At 46.4% G+C, this 22,432-nt stretch carries 20 protein-coding genes and 1 pseudogene; 14 read left to right on the forward strand and 7 right to left on the reverse strand.

Annotated features, from left to right (window positions below):
* Window positions 1–170: 170 nt before the first annotated feature.
* Both ACXAGL_RS13885 and ACXAGL_RS13890 read left to right on the forward strand, forming a co-directional pair.
* Window positions 171–1,262, forward strand: a complete 1,092-nt coding sequence (locus ACXAGL_RS13885; protein ID WP_474967958.1) for a GGDEF domain-containing protein — start codon at window positions 171–173, stop codon at window positions 1,260–1,262.
* 261 nt (window positions 1,263–1,523) lie between these two features.
* Window positions 1,524–1,688, forward strand: a pseudogene (locus ACXAGL_RS13890) (IS5/IS1182 family transposase); the annotation flags it as partial.
* A gap of 206 nt (window positions 1,689–1,894) precedes the next feature.
* Here ACXAGL_RS13890 and ACXAGL_RS13895 read toward each other — a convergent pair.
* The 4 genes from ACXAGL_RS13895 to ACXAGL_RS13910 all read right to left on the reverse strand — a co-directional run bounded on the left by ACXAGL_RS13895 (window position 1,895) and on the right by ACXAGL_RS13910 (window position 3,436).
* The gene (locus ACXAGL_RS13895) at window positions 1,895–2,056 is read right to left on the reverse strand and encodes a Spo0E family sporulation regulatory protein-aspartic acid phosphatase (RefSeq protein ID WP_474991402.1); all 162 of its coding nucleotides are present in this window, start codon (window positions 2,054–2,056) and stop codon (window positions 1,895–1,897) included.
* Window positions 2,057–2,146: 90 nt separating this feature from the next.
* On the reverse strand, window positions 2,147–2,605 hold the full coding sequence (locus ACXAGL_RS13900) for a DMT family transporter (RefSeq protein WP_474991403.1): 459 nt from the start codon (window positions 2,603–2,605) through the stop codon (window positions 2,147–2,149).
* 12 nt (window positions 2,606–2,617) lie between these two features.
* Window positions 2,618–3,046 (reverse strand): DMT family transporter, encoded by a 429-nt coding sequence (locus ACXAGL_RS13905; protein WP_474971794.1) that lies wholly within the window; start codon window positions 3,044–3,046, stop codon window positions 2,618–2,620.
* Window positions 3,047–3,118: 72 nt separating this feature from the next.
* Window positions 3,119–3,436, reverse strand: coding sequence for an ArsR/SmtB family transcription factor (locus ACXAGL_RS13910; protein ID WP_474967962.1), 318 nt, complete (start codon window positions 3,434–3,436; stop codon window positions 3,119–3,121).
* Between the two features lie 137 nt (window positions 3,437–3,573).
* On the opposite strand from ACXAGL_RS13910, the gene ACXAGL_RS13915 reads away from it, so the two are divergent.
* A complete protein-coding gene (locus ACXAGL_RS13915) occupies window positions 3,574–3,798 on the forward strand; it encodes a hypothetical protein (RefSeq protein ID WP_474967963.1) in 225 nt (74 codons plus the stop codon).
* A 31-nt stretch (window positions 3,799–3,829) separates the two neighbouring features.
* Here ACXAGL_RS13915 and ACXAGL_RS13920 read toward each other — a convergent pair whose 3' ends face one another.
* Window positions 3,830–4,018, reverse strand: coding sequence for a YjzC family protein (locus tag ACXAGL_RS13920; RefSeq protein WP_027953645.1), 189 nt, complete (start codon window positions 4,016–4,018; stop codon window positions 3,830–3,832).
* 244 nt (window positions 4,019–4,262) lie between these two features.
* Between ACXAGL_RS13920 and ACXAGL_RS13925 the strand changes: the two genes are divergently transcribed.
* From ACXAGL_RS13925 to ACXAGL_RS13935, 3 genes are all read left to right on the forward strand, one after another.
* A complete protein-coding gene (locus tag ACXAGL_RS13925) occupies window positions 4,263–4,889 on the forward strand; it encodes an FMN-dependent NADH-azoreductase (protein ID WP_474967965.1) in 627 nt (208 codons plus the stop codon).
* Between the two features lie 110 nt (window positions 4,890–4,999).
* Window positions 5,000–5,539, forward strand: a complete 540-nt coding sequence (locus tag ACXAGL_RS13930) for a YcxB family protein (protein WP_474967966.1) — start codon at window positions 5,000–5,002, stop codon at window positions 5,537–5,539.
* Between the two features lie 163 nt (window positions 5,540–5,702).
* Window positions 5,703–6,332: a fumarylacetoacetate hydrolase family protein gene (locus tag ACXAGL_RS13935; RefSeq protein WP_474991404.1), complete on the forward strand. Its 630-nt coding sequence runs from the start codon at window positions 5,703–5,705 to the stop codon at window positions 6,330–6,332.
* A gap of 210 nt (window positions 6,333–6,542) precedes the next feature.
* On the opposite strand, the gene ACXAGL_RS13940 is transcribed toward ACXAGL_RS13935, so the two are convergent.
* Entirely contained in the window at window positions 6,543–8,174 is a 1,632-nt protein-coding gene (locus ACXAGL_RS13940; protein ID WP_474991405.1) for an acetolactate synthase large subunit, read from the reverse strand.
* A gap of 249 nt (window positions 8,175–8,423) precedes the next feature.
* Between ACXAGL_RS13940 and ACXAGL_RS13945 the strand changes: the two genes are divergently transcribed.
* From ACXAGL_RS13945 to ACXAGL_RS13960, 4 genes are all read left to right on the forward strand, one after another.
* Window positions 8,424–10,256, forward strand: a complete 1,833-nt coding sequence (locus ACXAGL_RS13945) for a PTS mannitol transporter subunit IIBC (protein ID WP_474991406.1) — start codon at window positions 8,424–8,426, stop codon at window positions 10,254–10,256.
* Window positions 10,257–10,533: 277 nt separating this feature from the next.
* Entirely contained in the window at window positions 10,534–12,645 is a 2,112-nt protein-coding gene (locus ACXAGL_RS13950) for a BglG family transcription antiterminator (RefSeq protein WP_474992377.1), read from the forward strand.
* A gap of 14 nt (window positions 12,646–12,659) precedes the next feature.
* The gene (locus ACXAGL_RS13955; protein ID WP_474991407.1) at window positions 12,660–13,097 is read left to right on the forward strand and encodes a PTS mannitol transporter subunit IIA; all 438 of its coding nucleotides are present in this window, start codon (window positions 12,660–12,662) and stop codon (window positions 13,095–13,097) included.
* A gap of 1 nt (window position 13,098) precedes the next feature.
* Window positions 13,099–14,247, forward strand: a complete 1,149-nt coding sequence (locus ACXAGL_RS13960) for a mannitol-1-phosphate 5-dehydrogenase (RefSeq protein ID WP_474991408.1) — start codon at window positions 13,099–13,101, stop codon at window positions 14,245–14,247.
* A 42-nt stretch (window positions 14,248–14,289) separates the two neighbouring features.
* Here the strand turns inward: ACXAGL_RS13960 and ACXAGL_RS13965 are convergent, their stop codons facing one another.
* A complete protein-coding gene (locus ACXAGL_RS13965) occupies window positions 14,290–15,033 on the reverse strand; it encodes a hypothetical protein (protein ID WP_474991409.1) in 744 nt (247 codons plus the stop codon).
* A 202-nt stretch (window positions 15,034–15,235) separates the two neighbouring features.
* Between ACXAGL_RS13965 and ACXAGL_RS13970 the strand changes: the two genes are divergently transcribed.
* From ACXAGL_RS13970 to ACXAGL_RS13985, 4 genes are all read left to right on the forward strand, one after another.
* A complete protein-coding gene (locus ACXAGL_RS13970; protein ID WP_474991410.1) occupies window positions 15,236–17,065 on the forward strand; it encodes an IucA/IucC family protein in 1,830 nt (609 codons plus the stop codon).
* Complete coding sequence (locus ACXAGL_RS13975) at window positions 17,062–19,038, forward strand: IucA/IucC family protein (RefSeq protein ID WP_474991411.1); 1,977 nt, start codon at window positions 17,062–17,064, stop codon at window positions 19,036–19,038. Before ACXAGL_RS13970 ends, ACXAGL_RS13975 begins: the two co-directional genes overlap by 4 nt.
* 3 nt (window positions 19,039–19,041) lie before the next feature.
* Window positions 19,042–20,211: a type III PLP-dependent enzyme gene (locus tag ACXAGL_RS13980; RefSeq protein WP_474991412.1), complete on the forward strand. Its 1,170-nt coding sequence runs from the start codon at window positions 19,042–19,044 to the stop codon at window positions 20,209–20,211.
* A gap of 500 nt (window positions 20,212–20,711) precedes the next feature.
* Entirely contained in the window at window positions 20,712–22,427 is a 1,716-nt protein-coding gene (locus ACXAGL_RS13985; RefSeq protein WP_474991413.1) for a dsDNA nuclease domain-containing protein, read from the forward strand.
* Window positions 22,428–22,432: the final 5 nt, after the last annotated feature.

Genomic DNA, 22,432 nt, shown 5'->3' on the forward strand with positions numbered 1-22,432 from the left:
TATTACCACAAAATGACTGATTTTGTAATAGGAAGAAAGACCATAATGTACAGGTTTGTACATGTTTTGTACATCTTCTTTTACATAGGGGTGACAATTTTCATAGACAAATCTGTTAGGAAATGTCGATAATAGAACAAAGGGATGCAAAAAGGAAAAGAGGGATAAGAGTGTTTGTGATCATTCAGGAATTTTTTATTAATATCTGCATCGTCATTGCCCTCGTTTTTATGTATCTGCAGTTTCGATGGACGAAGCTGCTGCCTGCGGTTTCAAAACAGAACAGTCAGTGGATCGACGGGGTGGCAGGCGGATTGCTTGGCATGCTGCTGATGTACTTTTCCATACAAGTGACTGAGCAGACGATTATCGATCTTCGTCACCTCCCGGTCATCCTTCTGATTTTATACATAGGCATCCGCCCGGCTTTGTTGAGTGCTGTCATTATTGCTTCCGGACGTTTGTTATACGGGGTCAATCTTTCTTCAATGGCCGCTGTCATCTTAATGATTTTCTTGTTCATCGGTTATATGTGGCTGTACCGGAAGCTTCATCACAGGGAGAGTCCGCTCAAATCCTCCTTTCAAATGCTGCTCTGGTCGAACATCGTCTTTTCGATTGTCATTTCCTTGGTGGTCAGAGACTGGGGCACACTGCAGTTTCTCATTCCCATCTACTGGCTGATTTCATTTATCGGTGGGATGCTGGCTTCCTACCTCGTCCATTACCTGCGGAGGTCTCATTATCTTTTTAAAACGTATGAAGAGCAGTCATCCGTCGATTATTTGACGGGATTATATAATGTAAGGGAGTTTGACCGCCTCTGGAACGATAGTGTGAGGAACGCCGTGGAAAAAGAGGAAGCGTTGACCCTGCTTGCCATCGACATTGATTTCTTTAAGCGCGTGAACGACACCTATGGGCACGCGGCGGGTGATGAAGTGCTGCGCCAGCTCGGGAGCACCTTGAATGAAATAACCCGATCCTTTGATATCGTATCCAGAAACGGTGGAGAAGAGTTCACCGTTATCCTTTTGGACTGCAGCAACGAAGCCGGCAGGGCGAAAGCAGAGAAAATTCGGCGGACGGTGGAACATCAAGCGTTTCTCCTGCCTGATGGAGAAAAGATTTCCATTACGGTCTCTATTGGGGTGAGTACATATCCTGACCATGTGTCGACAGCGAAGGAACTATTGGAAAAAGCGGATGAGTCGTTATATGAGGCGAAACACTCGGGGAGAAATAAAGTCATATCTGCATGAAAAAGGATGCCTGTGAGTCAGGCATCCTTTGGCTGTAGAAAAAGCCTGTGTCAACCTGTTAGAGTTGACCATTTGTCATGTAAAGGGTCACATTCCGCTTATCGGTGGATGAATGCCGCGGGCACGCCCTCAGCTGACTTGGTCAGGAAGGTCGCCTCCCCAAGTGGATCTTCGGCCCGTGCTGTTCCCGCAGGCATCACCACTGAACGCTCCTCGTTCCGACGCTAGAATATAGAGAAGAGAGACTGTGCCCTATGCAGGTTCGCAGATTCAAAAGAACGGCATGGGCTGCGCTATGGCCGCTTGCGTGGAAAACAAAAAGGGAAAGAACAGGCGCCGATGATGGCTGCCTGCTGGAATATGAAAAAGATTGTCCTCCATCCAACAAGGGTGAGCGGGGTAAAGGAGAGTCTTTATCGATGTTAAAGAACTCCCAAGGAGCGGTGCCCCTTCCACTCCTGCGGAAGAACGAGTGGTCCGAGATCGCCGAGCGTGGGTTTTGCGAGGAAGCTCGGGCCCTCGTCCGCGGAAAGGGAAGGGGCTTTCGCTCCTGGCGGTAAGAAAGAAAAAAGCTTGTAAAGAAACAGGAGTTTCTCTACAAGCTGAGGATGCCTGTGAGTCAGGCATCCTTTTTATTTTGTTATTTGTTCTAAACGATTTAACAGGTCATCAAGCTCCTGGGAGATTTTGAGGAGTTCTTCATAGCTGCGTCCATCTTCATAGGCTTCATACATTTCAGCCCGGGCGCCTTCGATCTTTTCATTCAGGTTTGACAAAAACGTTGTATTCAGCATAAGACACCTGCCCAAAGAGACCTTCCACTATAGTGGAAGGTCTGATTCATAGTGATAGATTATACAGAAGGTTACAAACTTCTACAAATTTTATGTCCCTTTGATCGGTTTTTTATCGGCTTTATACATCAGCCAAAGGGCGGCGGTTAGAAGGGCGAATGCTGTGATACGCTCTCCGTCCAGGGGAATTCGAAGCCCGCCGAACCATCCGAAGTGATCGATCAGCATCCCGGTGCCGAGCTGTCCGATGATGGTGGCAATGTTGGTGGCCATGACACCGATCTGTGGAACAGCGAGGACGGTCAGAAACATGTAACCGACACCGAACCACACGGCGCTCAGCTGCCAGGCGGGAGCCTCCAGAATTTTCATAACGTCGCCGCCGCCAAAGAAAAGGACGAGCAGAGCAAGCATGAGAGCCCCTGTTATAAAAGTGAAAAAGGTCGTTTCATACGTGCCGGATTTTCTGCTTAATGCTCCATTGATGGAGCTTTGTGAACTGAGTAGTGTGCCTCCCGCCACGGAGGCTGCGAGAATGAACAGGCCCATAAGAACCCTCCTTTAATAAATGAGAAACAGTGAAATGGTCATCAGGACGACAGCAAAGATTTTTTCTTTAGGAACAGGAGCAGCCCGGCTTCCGAGCCATCCTCTCGATTCAATCAGCAGACTCATAAGCAGCTGTCCGACAATGACGCTGATCATGGCCGCGCCGACACCTACAACGGGGATGGCAAAAATTAAAACCGTCAGATAGATGATACCCAGCAGTCCACCGGTCATCTGCCACCGGGGTGCTTCGGCTGCGGCAGAAAGTCTTCCTTTACCAAAAAAGAGTACAATAAGTCCAAGAATGATGGAGCCGGCGGCGAAATTATAAAAGCTGCTTTCCAGCTTTCCGATGGTTTGTCCCAGTTCTCCATAAACAGCTCCTTCGATACTGAGGAAAATGCCTGCCATCAGAGCAATGAAATAAATCCAGATTTTCATAGGAAAAGTTCCTCCTTTGAACTCATATCTACATATCTAAAATTATCGATATATCGGTGGTAAAAAAAGAGCTTACAGCTCTCTTTTTATAAATTCCGCGACTTCCTCAATTTTTTCCTCACGTCTCCGGTAATAGGTCCATTTGCCATGACGTTCGGATTCCAGCAGGCCGGCATGCTGCATCATCGCCAGGTAGTGGGAGACGGTTGACTGCGAAAGGGCGGCTTTTTCCTGAATATCTCCGACGCAGACGCCGCCTTTTTCATTGATGTTCTTAGATAGATGAGCGGTCGGCTTATCAAAGTGTTTTTCAGGATTTTTCAACCACATAAGCATATCCAATCTTGTCTGGTTGGCTAATACTTTGAAGATATCGATGTAATTTTTCATAGGCCTATATTAATCGAGGATTATCGATATGTCAACGACCGTGCCTTTCAACAGATCTCTTATCATAGAGAAGTGGCATGTTTCTATTTCTTCTACATACCCTACTAGTAACAAGACTAGACGAGGAGTGATCACAAATGGGTTTCACATATGGGAAAACAGAACTGATCCACGAGCTGCAGGAGCTTTTTGCAAGGCATAACGTTCGTTCCGTTGAGGTGAAAGAACCGGGAACCTTATTTTTAGTAGAGGCCGATGGCTCCCTTTCCATCGGTGTGAGGGCCGCCATCACGTCATTTGAAGAGAAACCAGGCGCCAAAGGCAGTCGATTTAAAGTGATCCAGGGGAAGAAAAAAACCTGAACCCAGTTATGAAAGGGGTTCAGGTTTCTTTTTATTTGGCTTTTTTCCAATAGGCTGCTTCCTTACTTGAACGGAGAGGTGGGAATGTATCACCGCTGCTGAGTTCGATATGTTTTTCATCTTCTGTAACGTTATTGTTCTTGCGGCCATCGGCTAAACCATCAAATTCATACGTACCTGATTCCGGAGCTTTTTCGCCTGTCTTATAACGATCTGCCATGTGTATACATCCTTTCCATTTAATGATTTCCTGTGCGCACATTAGCTCTATAGCCGGGTTTTCTTCCTGTTAAACCAACTTGGATAAAAATGGGTATTATGTCGTATGTGCATCATTGAGTGCGTGATGATTGACATATTCAACGAAGACGATTAGTATGATGATTGTTATATAGTATGTATAGCAACATTATGAATTCAAATTAAATAGGCAGAAGGCCTGAATAGATGCTGGAGGGATTTTAATGACAAAAGTATTGTTTGTTAAAGCGAATTCTAGACCAATTGAACAATCCGTGAGTGTGAAGCTTTATCACACGTTCCTGGACCATTATAAAGAGAATCATCCGGATCACGAAATTGAAGAGCTGGATCTGTTTGAAGAAAATCTCGGGTACTACAATACCGATAAAATCAACGGTATGTTCAAACTGTCTCAAGGGATGGAACTGACTCCGAACGAAGAAGCCGCCACGAAGACGGTCAATGGGTATTTAAACCAGTTCCTGGAAGCGGACAAAGTCGTTTTCGCTTTCCCATTGTGGAACTTTACGATACCGGCTGTTCTTCACACGTACTTTGATTATCTGGCTCAGGCAGGTAAAACGTTCCGTTATACAGCGGAAGGACCTGTTGGGCTGCTTCCTGATAAAAAAGTGGCTGTGTTGAACGCCCGCGGCGGTGTTTATTCCGAAGGACCCGCTCAATCCGCTGAGATGGCCGTTAACTACGTGGAAAACATTCTTGGTTTCTGGGGCATTTCAGACATTACGACGCTCGTCATTGAAGGGCATAACCAATTCCCGGACAAGGCGGAAAGCATCATTGAAGAAGGGCTGGAGAAAGCAGAAAAAGTGGCTGTCTCCTTTTAATTCTCCCACGCATCCCATAAATTGGGGTGCGTTTTTTCAAGCATAATGGTTGCTAAAGATGAGGATAACCTCTAATCTTAGCGTAGACTTTTTAAAAGGGAGGGTACACCATGAATATCCAGAAAGGAATTCATATCAGCGGCATTCTTCAGTTGAATGAATTTAAGCAGTGCCACGCTTTTCATTTTAAACGGATGAAGATATGGACGCTGTTCAGCACATTGGTACTGTTTACCGTTTTGTTTTATGGATCCGTAGAAGGAGCCTGGTGGCAGAAGGGACTGGTCTCTATGGGATATGCTTTGATCCCGGCTGCTTTTGTCTTTCTGATCATGATGTTTGTCCTCCATCTCCGCTCTACAGGTGTTTACAAAGCTGATTATTATGCCAAAAATGCATGGACCTATACCATTGATGATAGAGGGATTACCGAAAAGATTAAAAAACAGAGTCACTGCTATTTATGGAAAGAAATTGCGACGTTGAATGAAGTGTCCACAATGTTTGTTCTTTATACAAAGGATAAGCAGACCATCATTCTGCCGAAGCGCTATTTCGCTTCCGAAGAACAGCAGCAGGAATTTAAGGAACTCGCAGCTCATCATCTCAGCAAACAGCCCTATAAACGCTGGATTCCAGCTTCTACGTAAACGCAGAGCCTTTGCTCTGCGTTTTTTTATAGTAATGGATGGCCTGTTTGTTGAAAAACGTGTAGAGGGTGGAACATCTGTATACATTCGAGGGATATTCCGTAAGCTCCTGGTTCCTGTGCTAAACTGGAGAAAGCAGGAAAACAGGGAGGAGTTGAAAGAGATGGAGGAAATCCGCAACATTTATTGTGTAGGGCGCAATTATAAAAAGCATGCAGAAGAGCTTGGCAATCAGGTGCCGTCCGTGCCGCTCATTTTCATGAAGCCGACCCACGCGTTACATACAACGGAGGGAGAAATTCACCTTCCATTTGAGCAGGGGGAGATCCACTTTGAAGGAGAGCTGGTCGTAAAAATGAGAGAGGACTACCATCCGGATAAACCGCTCGATGCTATGCTCGACGGCATCGCCCTCGGTATTGATTTCACAGCGAGGGATGTACAGTCGAAACTGAAGGAAAAAGGGCATCCGTGGACAATGGCGAAAGGCTTTCCTGGATCAGCTGTAGTCAGCCGGTTTCAGCCTTTCCCAGGGGAAGAGGCGTTTCGTAAGGCGGCCTTCTCCCTTTTTAAAAACGGAAGAATCGTTCAGAATGGGGAGCCGGAACGAATGATTTTTTCCCTGCGGGAGCTTATTGACGTGATCGGAGGTCGTCTCGGGCTCGGCAGGGGAGATATCATTTTCACGGGTACACCGGAAGGAGTGGGGCCTGCTGCGCGTGGGGATGTTTTCACATTTGAGATGGAGTCCGGCAGTCAATCGTATGCCTTTGGACCTCTTCATATCCAGTAAAGAACAGAGAAAAGTATAGGTCTTTTCTGGGAGCGACCCCCTTTTATATGAAAAGAATCTCTTGGTCATGTTCTTACATACATGGGAAACAAGAAGAAAAAGAAACGATCAAAAAAGCTGCCGATCAATGACCCGGCAGCTTGGAAAGCGGAGCCATCAGGCTCCGCTTATTTTTATTCATTCTTTGAAGCTGCTTTCCTGTCCAATCCCTCAGTCGCATTGGATTTGGTTTAGTTTTTCCGTCAACTTCATATTTTCACCGTAATCGACAGGACAGTCAATCAGTACAGGCCTGTTTAAAGAAATGGCCTGCTGAAGGGTTACTGTAAGAGCATCACCTTTCTCTACTGTTAGAGACTCAAAACCGAATGCTTCTGCCAGTTTGGAGAAATCCGGGTTTCCGAAACCGATATGGGAAGAGCGGTCGAATTTCTTCTTCTGATGCCATTCAATCAATCCGTAGCCTTCATCACGCCATAACAGAATGATGATAGGGAGCTGGAGTCTTACTGCCGTTTCCATTTCTGCTTCTGTCATCAAAAGAGAGCCATCCCCGCACACGGCCACTACTGTTTTGTCCGGGTGAGCCAGCTTCGCACCGACAGCACCGGGAACAGCTACCCCCATGGAAGCAAGTCCGTTGGAGATGAGACACGTGTTCGGAAGGGCGGCCGGATAGAGGCGGGACATCCACATTTTATGGGCGCCCACGTCGGAAATAACGATGTCCTCATCGTTCAAAGTCCGGCGCAGATCGGAGATGATTTTCTGCGGTTTCAAGGGATAGGAGTCATCATCTTTATGAGCGTTCATATCTTCAAGCATCTGACTGCGCACATGTTCGGCCCATGAAAGGTCCCGTTCCTGACTTGAGAGGGATGTATTCAGCTGAGCCAGGTTTTTACGGATGTCCCCAACGACATTCACCTTGACCGGATAATGGGAATCGATTTCAGCCGTTGCCGTATCGATATGGAGGACGGGAGTACGGCCGGAAGGGTTCCAGCTTTCCGGAGGAGTCTCTGCCATATCAAAGCCGATCGTGATGATTAAATCAGCTTTGCTGAATCCGCACGTAATGTAATCTGTTCCGCTACCTGCTGCAAAGAGGTTGTGTTCATGTTTCCAAGAGAGTGCTCCTTTGCCCATAAAGGAATGGACAACAGGAATGGACGCTTTTTCGGCCAACTCTTGGAGTTCTTCAGATGCTCCTGCCCTGGTCACTCCATTTCCGGCTAAGATGATTGGAAACCGTGCTTCTTTTATGATTTCCGCTGCTTCCTGGATCACGGACGTTTCTGCTACCGGCAGAGTGGAGCGGCTGATTGACAGGGGAGCTCCCTCTACTTCGGTTTCGGCAATATCTTCGGGAAGATCGATGTGGGTCGCGCCCGGTTTTTCCTCCGCTGCCACTTTGTACGCTTTCCGTACGGCCTCCGGAATCATTTCACCTGTTTTGATCTGGGCATTCCATTTGGTCACAGGTTCATAAATATCGACAAGGTCATAGTACTGATGGGACTCTTTATGCTGACGATCAAGGCCCGCCTGACCGGTAATCGCAATCAGTGGGCAGCGGTCCATGTTTGCGTTGGCCACTCCTGTTAATAGATTGGCAGCACCTGGCCCGAGTGTGGCGAGGCAGACACCAGGTTTTCCAGTCAAACGTCCATACGTACTTGCCATAAAAGCGGCACTCGTTTCGTGTCTTGCTGTGACAAATTGGATGGATGAGTCTAAAACAGCATCCATCACATCAATATTTTCTTCCCCCGGGACGCCGAACATGTACTCGACGCCTTCCTTTTCCAAGCATTGAATCAGTAGTTGAGCTGCATTCATCGTCCTATTCCTCCTGTCCTTATTATCTTGTGTAAACGTTCCCTGTGAGCAGAAACTCAAACAAGAACTGGGATCACATTCCAGTTTTGATGAATGTGGAGGGCTGGTAAACCGCGCCATGACAGGTTTTTTAATCCTGTCATGACATCTGTGACAAACATGCGTTTAGATTGTCTTGAGATATGGGTTGTAACCGCTTTATCATAAGGTTACAGAAGAAACACACGAAAGAGACGAGGAGGAAACAAAATGAGTGAAAAGCAGCAAGCTGGTTTCCGTGCCCGGGTACAGAAATTTGGCAGCTTTCTAAGTAGTATGATCATGCCGAACATCGGCGCATTTATTGCATGGGGACTTATTACCGCTTTATTTATACCAGATGGATGGTTTCCAAACGAAGATTTAGCCGAAATGGTCGGCCCGATGATTACGTATCTCCTTCCATTATTGATCGGTTTCACAGGTGGACGTCTTGTCCACGGTCTGCGCGGAGGAGTGGTCGGTGCGACAGCGACGATGGGGGTTATCGTCGGAGCAGACATTCCGATGTTCCTTGGTGCCATGGTGATTGGTCCATTCAGTGGCCTTGTCATCAAATATGTAGACAAACTGTTTGAAGGAAAAGTGAAATCCGGTTTTGAAATGTTGATCAACAACTTTACGGCCGGTATTGCCGCAGGTATTCTTGCTATCATTGGTTATTATGTGGTCGGTCCGGTAATGGCAGGACTGACAAATATTCTCGGAAGTGCGGTAGAGTTCCTGATTGGTGCCGGACTGCTTCCACTGGTCAACGTCTTTATTGAACCAGCGAAGATTTTGTTCCTGAACAACGCCATCAACCACGGCATCCTGAGTCCGATTGCAGTGGATCAAACGCAGGATCTTGGAAAATCGATTCTCTTCCTGCTTGAGTCCAACCCAGGACCTGGACTTGGTGTCTTGTTAGCCTTTACGATCTTTGGAAAAGGGGTTTCCCGCCAGACAGCACCTGGTGCTGCGATCATCCACTTCTTCGGTGGGATCCATGAAATCTACTTCCCGTACATTCTGTCCAAGCCGGCTCTGCTTCTAGCCGTTATTGCTGGTGGTGTATCAGGTACAGCAACCTTTGCCGCTCTTGGTGTCGGACTGACAGCTACACCGTCCCCGGGTAGTATCATCGCCATCGGGACGTTGACAGCACGTGGAGATCTGCTGGGAGTAATCGCTGGTGTGTTGATTGCCGCTCTTGCTTCCTTCCTTGTCGCTTCCTTGATTCTGAAGCTGAGCAAGAAAGAGGAGGAAGACGATTTGAACCAGGCGACTGCGCAGATGGAACAGATGAAAGGGAAGAAGAGTTCCGTTTCCGGTCAGTTGACGAAGGACGAAGAAGCAAAAGAAGCTTCTACAGAGCAGGCTCCTTCTGGAAATACAGAAGAAGTTCCATCTGTACGTGAAGGGGATATTGACCGGATCATCTTTGCCTGTGACGCCGGCATGGGATCCAGTGCAATGGGAGCTTCCCTTCTTAAGAACAAATTCAAAAAAGCAGGGATTAACATTGATGTGACAAACATGGCGATCAATGACCTTCCATCGGATGTGGATATCGTCATCACACACAAAGATTTGACGGAGCGTGCGATGCAGCGTGTACCAGGAGCTCACCACATTTCCGTGGACAACTTCCTGAACAGCCCGCGCTATGATGAGCTTGTCAATGAACTGCAAAATGATGAGAAGCCTGAAGAATCCCAGGGAAAAGCGCAGCCTGCGCCATCTGGAAATACCGGAGAAGTCCCAGCAGTGGATGAAAAGGAAATTGACCGGATCATCTTTGCCTGTGACGCCGGTATGGGTTCCAGTGCAATGGGAGCTTCCCTTCTTAAGAACAAATTCAAAAAAGCAGGGATTAACATTGATGTGACAAACATGGCGATCAATGACCTGCCATCTGATGTGGATATCGTCATCACACACAAAGATTTGACGGAGCGTGCGATGCAGCGTGTACCAGGAGCCCACCACATTTCCGTGGACAACTTCCTGAACAGCCCGCGCTATGATGAATTGGTCAATGAATTGAAAGAAGACGAATAAGCACGAAAAAAAGGAAGCCCGTGAGGCTTCCTTTTTTGTTTGGTCAAAATATATTATATCTCGTGCCTTCACGTGATAAGACCATTTCCGTTCTACCGCAAGCATTCACCGATAAGCGGCACGCGCCTGAACCAACTGTCGGAGTTCTGTTGGAGAATGTTTTCTTTTTTAATTTTGTCACAGCCATCGTGACGAGAGTGGGTTTACTTTCTGTTGAAAACCCTTACGAACCGGGCTAAGATGGAAATATAGCAAATAAACTAATTAAATGTTGTCAATGAGGGAGGTGAGGCAGATGTATGTGACAGCCCGCGAAAGAAAGATTTTAGAGCAGCTTTTTTCAGAGCAAGAGACCGTGACGATCAAACAGGTGGCTGAGGATCTCGGTATAAGCACCAGAACCGTCCACCGTGACTTAAAGGGAATTGAAAGTGTTCTTGAGGAGTACGGGCTCCGTTTATCCAAACAATCTGGAGGATTACTTATTCTTGAAGGCCCATTTGAAAACAGACAGCAGTTTAAACGGGAACTGCATCAGCAGGAAACGGTCGACTATACGCCTGAAGAACGTCAGGTGCTCATTTTATCCAAACTGCTGGAATCAAGAGAGCCTGTAAAATTGTCCGCGCTGGCCACTGACCTTGGAGTGACGGTGGCAACCGCCAGTCATGATTTAGATAAGGTGGAAAGCTATTTAGCGGATTTTGAATTGACGCTCGTCCGCAGGCGGGGCTATGGAGTGGAAGTGAGCGGCCCTGAATCGGGTATCCGTAAAGCCATCAGTTCGCTGCTTATGAAGCATTTGAATGAACTGGATTTGTTTTCGCTCCTTCAGCAGAATATGCAGGCCGATAAAAAGCCGGTATCCTCTATATCCGGTCAGCTGCTGGATTTTGTGCAGCCGGACAAGCTGACTCGAATTGAAACCCATGTGGAACAATTGAGGAGTAACCTGCATTACCCGCTGGCAGACAGCGCCTATATCGCTCTCGTTATCCACCTTGGTCTTGCGATCGAGCGGATTCAATACGGGGAAATGATTCATATGGAAGAAGAACAGCTGGATAAGCTTCGTCATTCCAAAGAGTTCGAATTTGCGAGGGAGCTGACACGGTTGCTGGCGGATGCGTTTCAACTGGACATCCCGGAAGCGGAGACAGGTTTCATTACGATGCACTTGATGGGAGCCAAAGCGCGTTACGACCGTCATTCTGTACTTGAGGAGTCAAGTATGAGTATTGCTGTACAAACGAAACAGCTGATTACAGAAGTAACAAATCGAACCGGCATCCATTTTCACGAGTCCGACCGCCTGCTGCATGACCTTGTAGCTCACTTGAAGCCGAGCTTATACAGGCTGAAGCACCAAATGGGGATTGAGAATACGTTTACCGAACAGATGGTGGAAGATTACCCGGAGCTTTTCGTCCATATCGAAGAAAGTCTTGCTGAAGTTTTTCCTGATCTTTTCTTTCCGAAAGAAGAAGTGGCCTTTGTTGTCATGCATTTCGCCTCCGCTCTCTTAAAGCTGGAAGGCAGAAGGGGACTGGATGTCCTTGTTGTCTGCTCAAGCGGAATCGGGACGGCTAAGATCCTCGCCGCTAAGCTTCAAAAGCGGTTCAATGAAATCGAATCCGTTGAGCATCGCTCGCTTTTTGAATTGAAGGATATGATGAAGGAAGATTATGACCTGATCGTTTCTACGATTGAGCTTCCGGATATAGACGATTATGTAAGGGTAAGTCCTGTTCTGCCGCAGAAGGATGTTCATAAGCTGGAGCACACCATCCGCCGTATCCAGGTGTTTCGTCATTTGAAAGAAGCGAAAAAGGATTCGAAACCTTCGGTGACCCGGGTGGACTTCCGACAGGTGAAAGACAGGCTGAAAAGCTGGAGGAGCTTTGCCGATGTGATTGATCATCTGCTGAACAGGCTCCGCGTCCTGGAGGCAGATGGTTATGATATGCCCCGTGTGTTGACAGCGATGACGGAACGCCTGGCCGCAGACGGTTTCATTCCAAACGGTCCTGCTGTTCTTGAAGCCTTGCTGGATCGGGAGCAGAAAGGCGGGCTCGCCATCCCCGGCACAGCTCTTGCGTTGTACCATACACGCAGTGAGTCGGTGAAAGAGCCTTCCTTTACAGTCCACTTCACTCATGAGCCGGTGAAGGCTGTCGATATGGGTGGGGAACCCGCTGACGTACACACCATTCTGCTTATGCTCGCACCGGCGGATATGAGCAGAGAGGGTCTCGAAACATTGAGTTACTTAAGTTCGCTGATTGTTGAGGAGGAAGAATGTGTGGCTGTTCTGGAATCCAGAGAGGAAGACACCATCGTCAATTACCTCAGCACAAAGCTTTATGAATATTTACAAACTAAACAATAAGAGGAGAATGAATCATGTCTAACAACATTTTGACAAAAGAAAACATTGAACTGAACCAAACACTGGCGACAAAGGAAGAAGCGATCCGTTATGTAGGCGGTATTTTAAATGGCCAGGGGTATGTAGAGGAGTCCTATATTGATGAAATGCTGAAACGTGAAGAGCTGACTTCCACTTACATGGGTAACTTTGTAGCGATCCCCCATGGTACGGAGGATGCGAAGAAAGTGGTACTTGAAACAGGCATCAGTGTGGTGACGGTACCAGAAGGGGTGGATTTCGGAGGCGGAAACATCGTGAAGCTGTTGATCGGTATTGCTGGTAAAGGCGATGAGCACCTTGAAATTCTTTCTCAAATTGCGATTGTATGTTCGGAAGAAGAAAACGTACAAAAGTTAATTGAAGCGGAAAGCAAGGAAGAAGTCATTCAAATGTTCAGCGAGGTGGAATAACATGAAGGCCGTTCATTTTGGAGCAGGAAACATCGGCAGAGGATTTATCGGAGCTCTGCTGGACCAGTCAGGATTTGAAACGATTTTCGTCGATGTCAATGAAACGCTGATCAATCAGTTGAATGAACGCCGGAGTTACACGGTGGAGCTTGCCGGATCAGCTGAATCCCTGGAAGTGCAACACGTTTCCGGTTTGAACAGTATCCAGCAGGAAGCGGCCGTTATTGAAGCGATTGCTGAAGCGGATCTGGTTACGACAGCGGTCGGCCCCCACATTCTCTCTGTCATCGCAGGCCTCTTAGCTAAAGGCTTGAAGCAGCGCAGCCAGAACAACGGTGGTCCCGTAAATGTGATCGCCTGTGAGAACATGATTGGTGGTAGTGAATCATTGAAAGCCTCGGTTCTGGAGCATTTAGAGGGGGATGAAGCGGACGCTGTTCTTGCAGAAACAGGTTTCCCGAACGCAGCGGTCGACCGTATCGTTCCTGATCAGGCCAACGAAGATCCGCTTGCCGTCAAAGTAGAACCCTACTATGAGTGGGTTGTGGAAACGCCGGCAATCAAAGGGGAGCGCCCGGCTGTCGAAGGCATTACGTATGTGAGTGATCTAACGCCGTATATTGAACGGAAATTGTTCACCGTTAACACAGGGCATGCGGTTCCTGCTTATCTCGGCTATTATTATGGTCATAAGACGATTATGGAAGCGATGAATGATCCAAAAGTGAAGGATGTTCTTCGTGGTACGCTCGCTGAAACAGGGGCCGTTCTCATAGAGAAGTACGGTTTTGACAAAGAAACACATCAAGCATATGCCGATAAAATCATCAAGCGCTTCGAAAACCCGGATCTATCTGATGAAGTGACCCGTGTCGGGCGTGCGCCGAAAAGGAAGCTTGGACCGAAAGACCGTTTGATTCGTCCTGCCTTTGAGTATGCTGAACGTATGAACGAAGAGCCGTCCCACCTGGCAGAAGTCATTGCTGCTGCCCTCTTGTATGATTATAAGGAGGATCCGGAAGCAGCTGAAATCCAGGAAGAATTGAAAAACGAAGGACTTCAAGCCACATTGGTCCGCGTTTCAGGTCTGGACGCCGGTCATCCGCTCGTCCAGCTCGTAGAAGAGAAATACAATCAAATGAAAGCATAAAACCAACCCCCGTCCAGTACGTAAGCCTGGCGGGGGTTTTCCTTATATCCGGTCCCTGCGCTCCTCATCAGTAATGAGCGGGCAGGTCGGACAGCATTTGCTTTTATCCGCATCATGGAGCATATATTTCATGCAGCAGTGACGGCGGACATAGGTTTGTTTTCCCTCTTCAGAGGTGTACCAGCGGAATTTGAAGTAGAGCGGATTGCGCTCATTTTCATGGAATAGCTCGTTTGATGTGAACCAACGGAAGACCTTTTCCAACTGGTCCGGATCCACCCCTTCTTTTTCAAGCGCACACATGCGTTGATGCAGGTTGTGGGAAACGATGGAACGCATATGGGCCGCCTTGCACTTGGAAACGTGGGCGGCTGTCTGGAACAACGGCTGCAGATGATGTACGATGAACGTACGAATCTGTGCTTTCACATACGCCTCGGATACATCTGCGACTTTATGGACGCAGTCTTCCGCAAGGATGTAATTCATGACGTTCTTTTCTTTCTGTTGAATCCCATAATGCTCCGGGTGTCCATCAAACAAAATGCCATGACGGACGATGGATTCAAACAGGCCCATCGTAAGAACCGAGTACATTTTTCCAAATAACAGCCCGGCAACAGACAGATTCGGGGCTTCAAGATTGTCCGCCTGAGCGGTCAACAGACGCTCAAGGTTTTCTTTATTTTCAATCAGGTCGGTGACGTTATGTGAGACATGTCCGGCATGCCGGCTCCCGATATAGATGCGATGGTTTTTTTGAATATTTTGGAATGCAGTCTTCATAAATATGACTCCTACATGTGATTTTATAGTGATAATCATTATCAAGTATAAAATATTTTCTGTCTTTGGACAACAGGTAGAGCATAACCAGAGGGGGGAGAAGAGTATTCTAACGTTACAGGCAGTATGGGGAGATTATTCCCTATTGTTTGAGGGAATAGACCCCGGTACATAAAATGAACCCCGGCAAGAGGTGACAGAAATGAAAGAAATGCGTAAACTTCAACATCAAGAAAAAGCGTCGTTGTCTGTGCTCCATCAGCTTCTTCAAGCCATCATACGTGAGCATGTTTTTGCTTATGAATGGAAGAATGGGGACAGAGAAATCGGCTTGAAAGCCAACAGAGGAATGATCCATGTGATCGTGGAAAAAACATACATGCTCGGCCAAATAGACATCAGCCGTGTCTTTCATTTAGACGATAAGGGGGCGGAGTCTGCGGTCACAACGCCGGAACAGCTGCTGGATTTCCTGTATGCCCCTGATGAAAAAGAGTCCGTCCAGCGGTTTTATGATGAAATGGTCAACAGTGCTTCCAACTATGCCCTGGCCCTTGAGGCGGCATCCATCAGGAAAGCGACAGCCGTTAAAGAAGCCCGCAGAAGGGGAGCGGAAACGATGCTTTCCTATGTGGAACATAAAAAACGGGCGGTTGCTTCTTTCAGTCCACTCGTCTACTTTGAACAGTGGGTCATTCAGGGGCATACGATCCATCCCGGATCACGCACACGAATGGGTTTGAGTACGGAGGACATCCGCACGTTTGCGCCGGAATGGGCGGGGAAGCCAGGTGTCATTCCGGCAGCGGTACATAAAGACGTCGTGCGGCAGACGACGATGGGAGGGGAAACAGCTTCATCCATTTTATTCAAAGAATATCAAGGACTGGAGCATGCTTTTGAAGCGGCCTGCAGACAGAAGGAAGTCAACAGGGGGGACTATGAACTTCTTCCTGTCCATCCGTGGCAGTGGGAGCATACGATAGAACCGGACTATAAGGAAGAACTGGACAGCGGTCTGGTGTTTCCGGTCCCGGCGTACACCCTGCCTATGACAGCCTTGATTTCTTTTCGCACCCTTGCTCCCGAAGGAAGCGTCACCCGTCATCATATAAAAACGGCTGTGAACGTACAAATGACGAGTGCAGTCAGGACCGTGTCCGCCGCTTCAACAAAGAACGGTCCTGCCTTATCCCGTCTTTTTGAAACCCTGTTAAGTCAGGACCGCGATTTGGCCGGACGGCTGTCTGCGATGAAGGAATCCGCCGGTCTACACTACGAACCCAAAGGTCCGTTATCTGATGATGTCAGACATGAAAAGCAGAAGAATCTGGCAGCCATTCTACGTGAAAATCCAGAACAGGATCTGAATGAAGACGAAGTCGCTGTCCCGGCGGCTGCTCTTGTAGCTGACTCCCCAATCAGCGGTATGTTAATTGCCCGGGAAATGATGGAGTCGATGGAACATTCAACGGCAGCGTCGTTTATCAAAGCCTATGCAGAGGCTGTCCTCCCTCCCATTCTGACGCTTTTGACGAAATATGGTATTGGAATGGAAGCCCATCTGCAGAATTGTGTGGTCGTCTTCTCAAAAGGACGGCCTGAGCGTATCATTTTGAGAGATTATGGCGGCATCCGGATAATGAGCGGGCGGCTCGGACGCTTCTTTGATCAACTGCCGATTGATCCGGCTACGAACCTGCTGACCGAGCAGCCGGATGATCTCCTGCATGTCTTTTCTCATGCACTGCTTCATAATCACTTCGGCGAAATCATTACGGCTCTCGCAAGATCTCTTGGCTGTGGAGAGGAGGAGATGTGGGAGGAAGTCCGAAGGGTTATTCATGATCAATATGAAGAGTTGAGGAAGCTTCCTTCCATTCAACAAGATGCAGAAGAAGACGAGAGGGCCTTATGTTCCGGCCCGTCTAAGATGAAAGCCCTCGTTCAAATGAGACTCACAGATCAATATACAGACTATCGTTATGTGGATGCTCCCAATCCACTGACAAAGGAGGTGACGAAGAAATGATTCCTACAGAACTTCACACGATGCCCCGACCGATTTTTGAAGAGGAGAAGTGTCTGGAGTTCCTGACCACCTCGTATCCGGAACTCGTACCCTATTTCCATAAACATAGAGACAACGGGAGAAAGGGAATTCTGCATAAACTGGCCGATTCGATTCTTCGCGAGAACATTCAGGGGATGTATCAAACCGCCCGGAAGATTGAAGTGGAGCGTGGGACGCTGCTGGCAGATGGAGTCCCCGTCTCGGAAGAGCCTCTGTATAAGGGGCTGAAAAACCAGCCTCTCGAAGAAGGCAGGGACTATCTTATCATCTGCCGGGGTGACTATGGTGTCTTATTTCCGATCCGCCGGGTTTCGGCCTTCCAAATGATTGAAACAGCAGAGGGGATCCTGTTTGTCTCCAGCGAAGGCTGCCGGCGTGTGGAATCAGCGGCTGACCTTCTTCATCTATTATTTTCCGTGGAGGATTTTCCGAACCTCTTCCCATTTACACGGGAACTGAATAATGGAACGGCGAATTTAACAATGGCTCTTGCTTTTGATGAGGTATGGAAAGATGGAGTGAAGAAGGAAGCCCATAATCTTGCAGCGGATACACTGTTTTCTTATCTGGCCTTTAAAAAAAGAGGGTCCGGATTTTCACCAGGGTTGTTTTTCGAACAACTTGTCGTCGAGGGGCATCATTTACATCCGGGAGCTAAGACGAAACTCGGTCTTTCCTATCAGGATGTGCTCCGGTTTTCACCTGAATTTCATCAGCCGTTTATCATCCGGTTTGCAGCTGTGAAGCGGAGTGCGCTTGTTATGACAGAGACCGGTTTGGAGAAGTATTTTACGGATCAGACATCGGCTGCCCGCCGGGAGCTTTCAGATAAAGGGTATGACGCGGAGGAGTATGAGATGATCCCTGTCCATCCGTGGCAGATGGAAAACGCTCTACCTGTTATTTATGAAGAGGAGATAAAAAGCGGGGTGGTTGTTCTATTAGATCAGCCATACTTGGATGCAGAAGCTACCTCATCCTTTCGAACTGTGGCCCCGAAAGGGAATCAACCGGTCATAAAATTGGCGGTCAACAGTCAGATGACATCCACAATCCGGTCGATTTCAATGCAGACGGCTATGAATTCCACGGTTTTCTCCCGTCTGATCAAGGACATTTACGAAAAAGAATCAGATATGGAGAGCTTCGTTCCTCTGATGGAGCTTTCCGGTGCGGCCTTCCAATCGGACGACCGCCTTAAAAGCAGGAATTTAACAATGCTGCTGCGGGAAGACATCGACCATCATTTGGAGGATGGGGAATGGGCGGTGGCTGGAATGGCCCTCTATGCCGAATCTCCGATCAGCGGCCGGACCGTTTTGAGAGATATAATCGAAGAACTGAGCCGCTGTGAAAACCTTACGATAGAAGAAGCATCGGAAAGCTTTTTCAAGACCTATGTTGAGAAAGTTCTTCCTGGATATTTGAAACTGATGGTGAAATATGGCATCGCCCTGGAGGGGCATTTGCAGAACAGTATTCCCGTCTTTAAAAACGGCCGTCTTTCCCGTTTCTTCTTTCGTGACTGGGGCGGATCGCGTATTTATACAGACCGTCTCCGCAGCCGCGGTCATACCCCGGCGTTTGCCGCTGATTCTGTCAGTGTAACGAACAACTTGTCCGACATGCACCATAAGCTGTATTACACGGTCTTCCAAAATCACCTCGGGGAAATCATCCGCCAGCTGAGTGAGTGGACAAATGCCGGAGAGCCGTGGTTCTGGGACGTTGTGAAACAGCAGTGTGAACAGATATTGGACGATTTGGCAGTTGATGAAGCATCGGAGAAGGCTGTGAAGGAAGATCGTGATTTCCTCTATCAGCCTGTGGTCATGCACAAATCGTTGACAAAAATGCGTCTTACGAACAGTCAAGGGTATGGATACAATGAAGTGCCGAATCCGTTGGGGCGTCAGGTTGTGGAGGAATAAGGAATGGATATCGAGAAGATCATCAATGAAAAGCATCAAGGAAAAGATCCCATCTGTGCGTATGTCTATGACTTACAGCAGCTGAAAAGCCATGCGGAATCACTGAAGTCGAGCCTGCCGGATTTTTGTGACCTGTATTATGCTGTAAAAGCCAACCCGGACCCTCATATTTTAGCAGCGCTTACTCCTATCGTAGACGGTTTTGACACGGCATCAGAGGAGGAGATGAATAAAGCAGGGGGAGAAAGGCCGCTTCTTTTCGGTGCGCCTGCTAAAAAAGACAGGGAAATCGCAGCCGCTGTAGAAAAAGAGGTGCGTTACATCAATGTAGAAAGTCTCTATGATCTATACCGGATCAATGAAGCGGCTGGGAAATCTGGAAAAGTCATGCCTGTCCTGCTGCGTGTCAACCTTCGGAAGGATGTGCCGGAAAGTCATCATATGATGTCTGGAACACCCACCCAGTTCGGTATCGATGAATATCAAATGCCGGATATCCTGAATGCCGCAGCCGGACTGGATCATATTCATGTGAAGGGGTTTCATTTTCATGCTATGTCCAACAACCTCGATGCGGACAAGCACGTCGCTTTTACCGGTCTCTGCATCCAGAAAGCTAAGGACTGGGCCAGTGCGTTCCACCTGGATCTGGAAACTGTCGATGTCGGGGGAGGCATCGGTATCAATTACTGGGACCCGGACACACCTTTTGACTGGATGACGTTCGTTGAAGGTATCCAACAATTGGAGAAAGAAGTCGGGGACATGACAGTGATTTTGGAACTGGGACGCTATATGACAGCCGGATGTGGTTATTATGTAACAGAGGTTCTGGATGTGAAGGAAAACCATGAGCAAGCCTTTGCCCTTGTCCGCGGCGGCTCCCACCACCTTCGTCTGCCGGCGGCCTGGAAAATGAGTCATCCATTCCAGATCATTCCTGTAGATAGGTGGGAGAAAAACTGGCCGCGTCCGGGTGTTTTAAATCAGGATGTAACAATTACTGGAGAACTATGTACGCCGAATGACGTCCTCGTCCGCGGGGAGCAGGTGGATAAGCTTCGTGCCGGAGACCTCGTTGTTTTTGAATATGCCGGAGCTTATGCCTGGACGATTTCACACCATGACTTTTTAAGTCATCCTAAACCTCAGATGATTTATTTGAATGAATAATGTAAGCCGTCCATAATAGGAGGCTTCAAGGCTGTCGAGAAAGCTTTCGACAGCTTTTTTAAGTTTGGATACTATTAAAGCTTGTTGATGATATCCGAAGAATGCGAATGAGCGTTCTATTATATTAACTTTAGATTTTCTACTTTCATGATGTAACCATTGTATCTTGTTCCCTGATTTGGATATATACCTTGAAACTGAGTCTTCAAGAAACGGGCAGGTTTGTGGAAGACTCAGTTTCGAGGTATTAGCCACATTTGAAACGATATCTGTACTCATTCGTATATAAAATTAAAGCGCTTTTTAGGAGTTGTAGTTTTACTATTATCATCATGTTTTTGGAGAGGCAAAACACCTAAAGTAGTAACCTCAGCGTTTTATTAAGATTATGCCCTTTTTGAAGTGCAAAATGCTACTCTTCTAGTTCATAAACATCATATATATAGTAAAATATTCAGTAGATTACAAGTTATTTAGTGTGATTATCTGGGGGTAATATAGTGGAAAAGGCATATAAAGATTCGGTATATCAGTATCACTTAGAAAAGTTCAGAATATATCAAGATCAAAGCGGGGAAGACCTCGAAGGAATTGATGAAGAAGACATTATTAACAAACTGATGCAGGGCGAGTTTGAGGATTTAGGCGGATTAACTGCAATCAGGGGATTTGTGTATCAATATTACGTCGCAATTTATTATATCCTCAAGATGGTACAAGATCCCAAAAATAGTTGGTGGGACAAAGTTGTATTTGAATATTTTGATGACGTCGCACTATTGAGTAACGATAATATTCGCTTTATTCAAGTAAAGACAGTGAGACAGAACAGTTCAAATAAAGTGCAACCTAATGACATCTACTCACGAAGCAAAAAGAAACGCGTAGATAGTGACTATGATTATTTTAATTCATGGATAGAGAAACTATTTAAAAACTATGAAGTCTTTATTGATAAAAGCTCCATATCTCTAATCCAAGAGTACATGGATGATAAATCCTTCGTTGAACCTCAGTTTGAACTTGTAAGTAACACTCCTCAGAACAGTCTGGAAGATTTGGAATTATTCACACTCAATCCTTCATTTAATGCGGATATTTCAAAAGACACTATCCTTAAGTCAAAAATAGAAAGCCCAGTAGAACTAAAGGATAGAAATATACAATTCAGTGAAGTATTTACTAATTCAGTGGAGTTTTATTTAGAGAAACTGTACATTAACAAATTGGGCTCTTTCGATTCATTAAAGAAAACAATCGAAGGTTTAATTACTGATATTATTGGGATTTTACATCCAATCAAGAAAACAATTGTTGAAGGGATTTTTAGTAATTTGTTGTCTGAAGTTGTACAACGTACTTACAGAGACGATCAGGAAATGGATAAGTCTGATTTAGTCTTTAAAAGAGAAGACGTAAATGCACTAATCTACACATGGAGTGAATCTTTAAAAGACGATGCATCGAGTTATTTAGAAGACAATTCCCTGTTAAGAACAATTAAATATCTGCTAGGAGCTCTTCGAAGCGAATTTCAAGAAGAATTTAAATCTAATCAAAAATTACTTTCGGAGTTACTCGATACATTAGATTGGTTTAGAACAGAGTTTGAGCAGCAGTTTAGGAAAGACACCAAATACTGCTTAGTGTTTTTAAACAAACTGTTTAACTTACAAAGCATAATTAAAGTTGAACAGTTCAATAGTGATAAGAACAAGCAACATATTAAGAAGTCTTTATCCTATATCATACGTTGTTTAGTTTTCTATCCTTCTAAAAAAGTAGAATTCCAAAATTCTCAGTTATTGTTTCACACAGGTGAAATAGAAAATGAGAAGCTTTTATTTACTATTCATAATGCTAGAAATAAGTCAAATGCTTTAATGGTGAAAAACACGGTGATTTCTGCATTGCAACAATGTGATTACGGTTCTAACATTAATCAAGAGCTTTTCAGTTTAATAATTGACGAGAAGGAAGAACAGGAAACTACAAGGTCCAAGACTAGTGAGAGGCTAGCAGCAAGATTTACTGTTGCTAAAATTGAAAAAGATGACATATCGATAATTGATCCACCTGAAAATTTAAAGTTCATTAACAAAGACGAAGTGGATGGTTTCTTTGAATTTTTCAGTACCACAAATGAAGAGGCCTTTCCGACATTTCAGAATAAAGAGATGGAGTCTCAGTGGAAAATTAGTCTATCAGAAGAGTAGGTGCT

The organism is Halobacillus sp. ABA4_118 (assembly GCF_056160205.1).

Excerpts from the sequence above, each read along its gene's own strand:
- ACXAGL_RS13895 (WP_474991402.1), bottom strand. The coding sequence starts at position 2,056 with ATGCTGAATACAACGTTTTTGTCAAACCTGAATGAAAAGATCGAAGGC.
- ACXAGL_RS13900 (WP_474991403.1), bottom strand. The coding sequence starts at position 2,605 with ATGGGCCTGTTCATTCTCGCAGCCTCCGTGGCGGGAGGCACACTACTC.
- ACXAGL_RS13905 (WP_474971794.1), bottom strand. The coding sequence starts at position 3,046 with ATGAAAATCTGGATTTATTTCATTGCTCTGATGGCAGGCATTTTCCTC.
- ACXAGL_RS13910 (WP_474967962.1), bottom strand. The coding sequence starts at position 3,436 with ATGAAAAATTACATCGATATCTTCAAAGTATTAGCCAACCAGACAAGA.
- ACXAGL_RS13915 (WP_474967963.1), top strand. The coding sequence starts at position 3,574 with ATGGGTTTCACATATGGGAAAACAGAACTGATCCACGAGCTGCAGGAG.
- ACXAGL_RS13920 (WP_027953645.1), bottom strand. The coding sequence starts at position 4,018 with ATGGCAGATCGTTATAAGACAGGCGAAAAAGCTCCGGAATCAGGTACG.
- ACXAGL_RS13925 (WP_474967965.1), top strand. The coding sequence starts at position 4,263 with ATGACAAAAGTATTGTTTGTTAAAGCGAATTCTAGACCAATTGAACAA.
- ACXAGL_RS13930 (WP_474967966.1), top strand. The coding sequence starts at position 5,000 with ATGAATATCCAGAAAGGAATTCATATCAGCGGCATTCTTCAGTTGAAT.
- ACXAGL_RS13935 (WP_474991404.1), top strand. The coding sequence starts at position 5,703 with ATGGAGGAAATCCGCAACATTTATTGTGTAGGGCGCAATTATAAAAAG.
- ACXAGL_RS13940 (WP_474991405.1), bottom strand. The coding sequence starts at position 8,174 with ATGAATGCAGCTCAACTACTGATTCAATGCTTGGAAAAGGAAGGCGTC.
- ACXAGL_RS13945 (WP_474991406.1), top strand. The coding sequence starts at position 8,424 with ATGAGTGAAAAGCAGCAAGCTGGTTTCCGTGCCCGGGTACAGAAATTT.
- ACXAGL_RS13950 (WP_474992377.1), top strand. The coding sequence starts at position 10,534 with ATGAGGGAGGTGAGGCAGATGTATGTGACAGCCCGCGAAAGAAAGATT.
- ACXAGL_RS13955 (WP_474991407.1), top strand. The coding sequence starts at position 12,660 with ATGTCTAACAACATTTTGACAAAAGAAAACATTGAACTGAACCAAACA.
- ACXAGL_RS13960 (WP_474991408.1), top strand. The coding sequence starts at position 13,099 with ATGAAGGCCGTTCATTTTGGAGCAGGAAACATCGGCAGAGGATTTATC.
- ACXAGL_RS13965 (WP_474991409.1), bottom strand. The coding sequence starts at position 15,033 with ATGAAGACTGCATTCCAAAATATTCAAAAAAACCATCGCATCTATATC.
- ACXAGL_RS13970 (WP_474991410.1), top strand. The coding sequence starts at position 15,236 with ATGAAAGAAATGCGTAAACTTCAACATCAAGAAAAAGCGTCGTTGTCT.
- ACXAGL_RS13975 (WP_474991411.1), top strand. The coding sequence starts at position 17,062 with ATGATTCCTACAGAACTTCACACGATGCCCCGACCGATTTTTGAAGAG.
- ACXAGL_RS13980 (WP_474991412.1), top strand. The coding sequence starts at position 19,042 with ATGGATATCGAGAAGATCATCAATGAAAAGCATCAAGGAAAAGATCCC.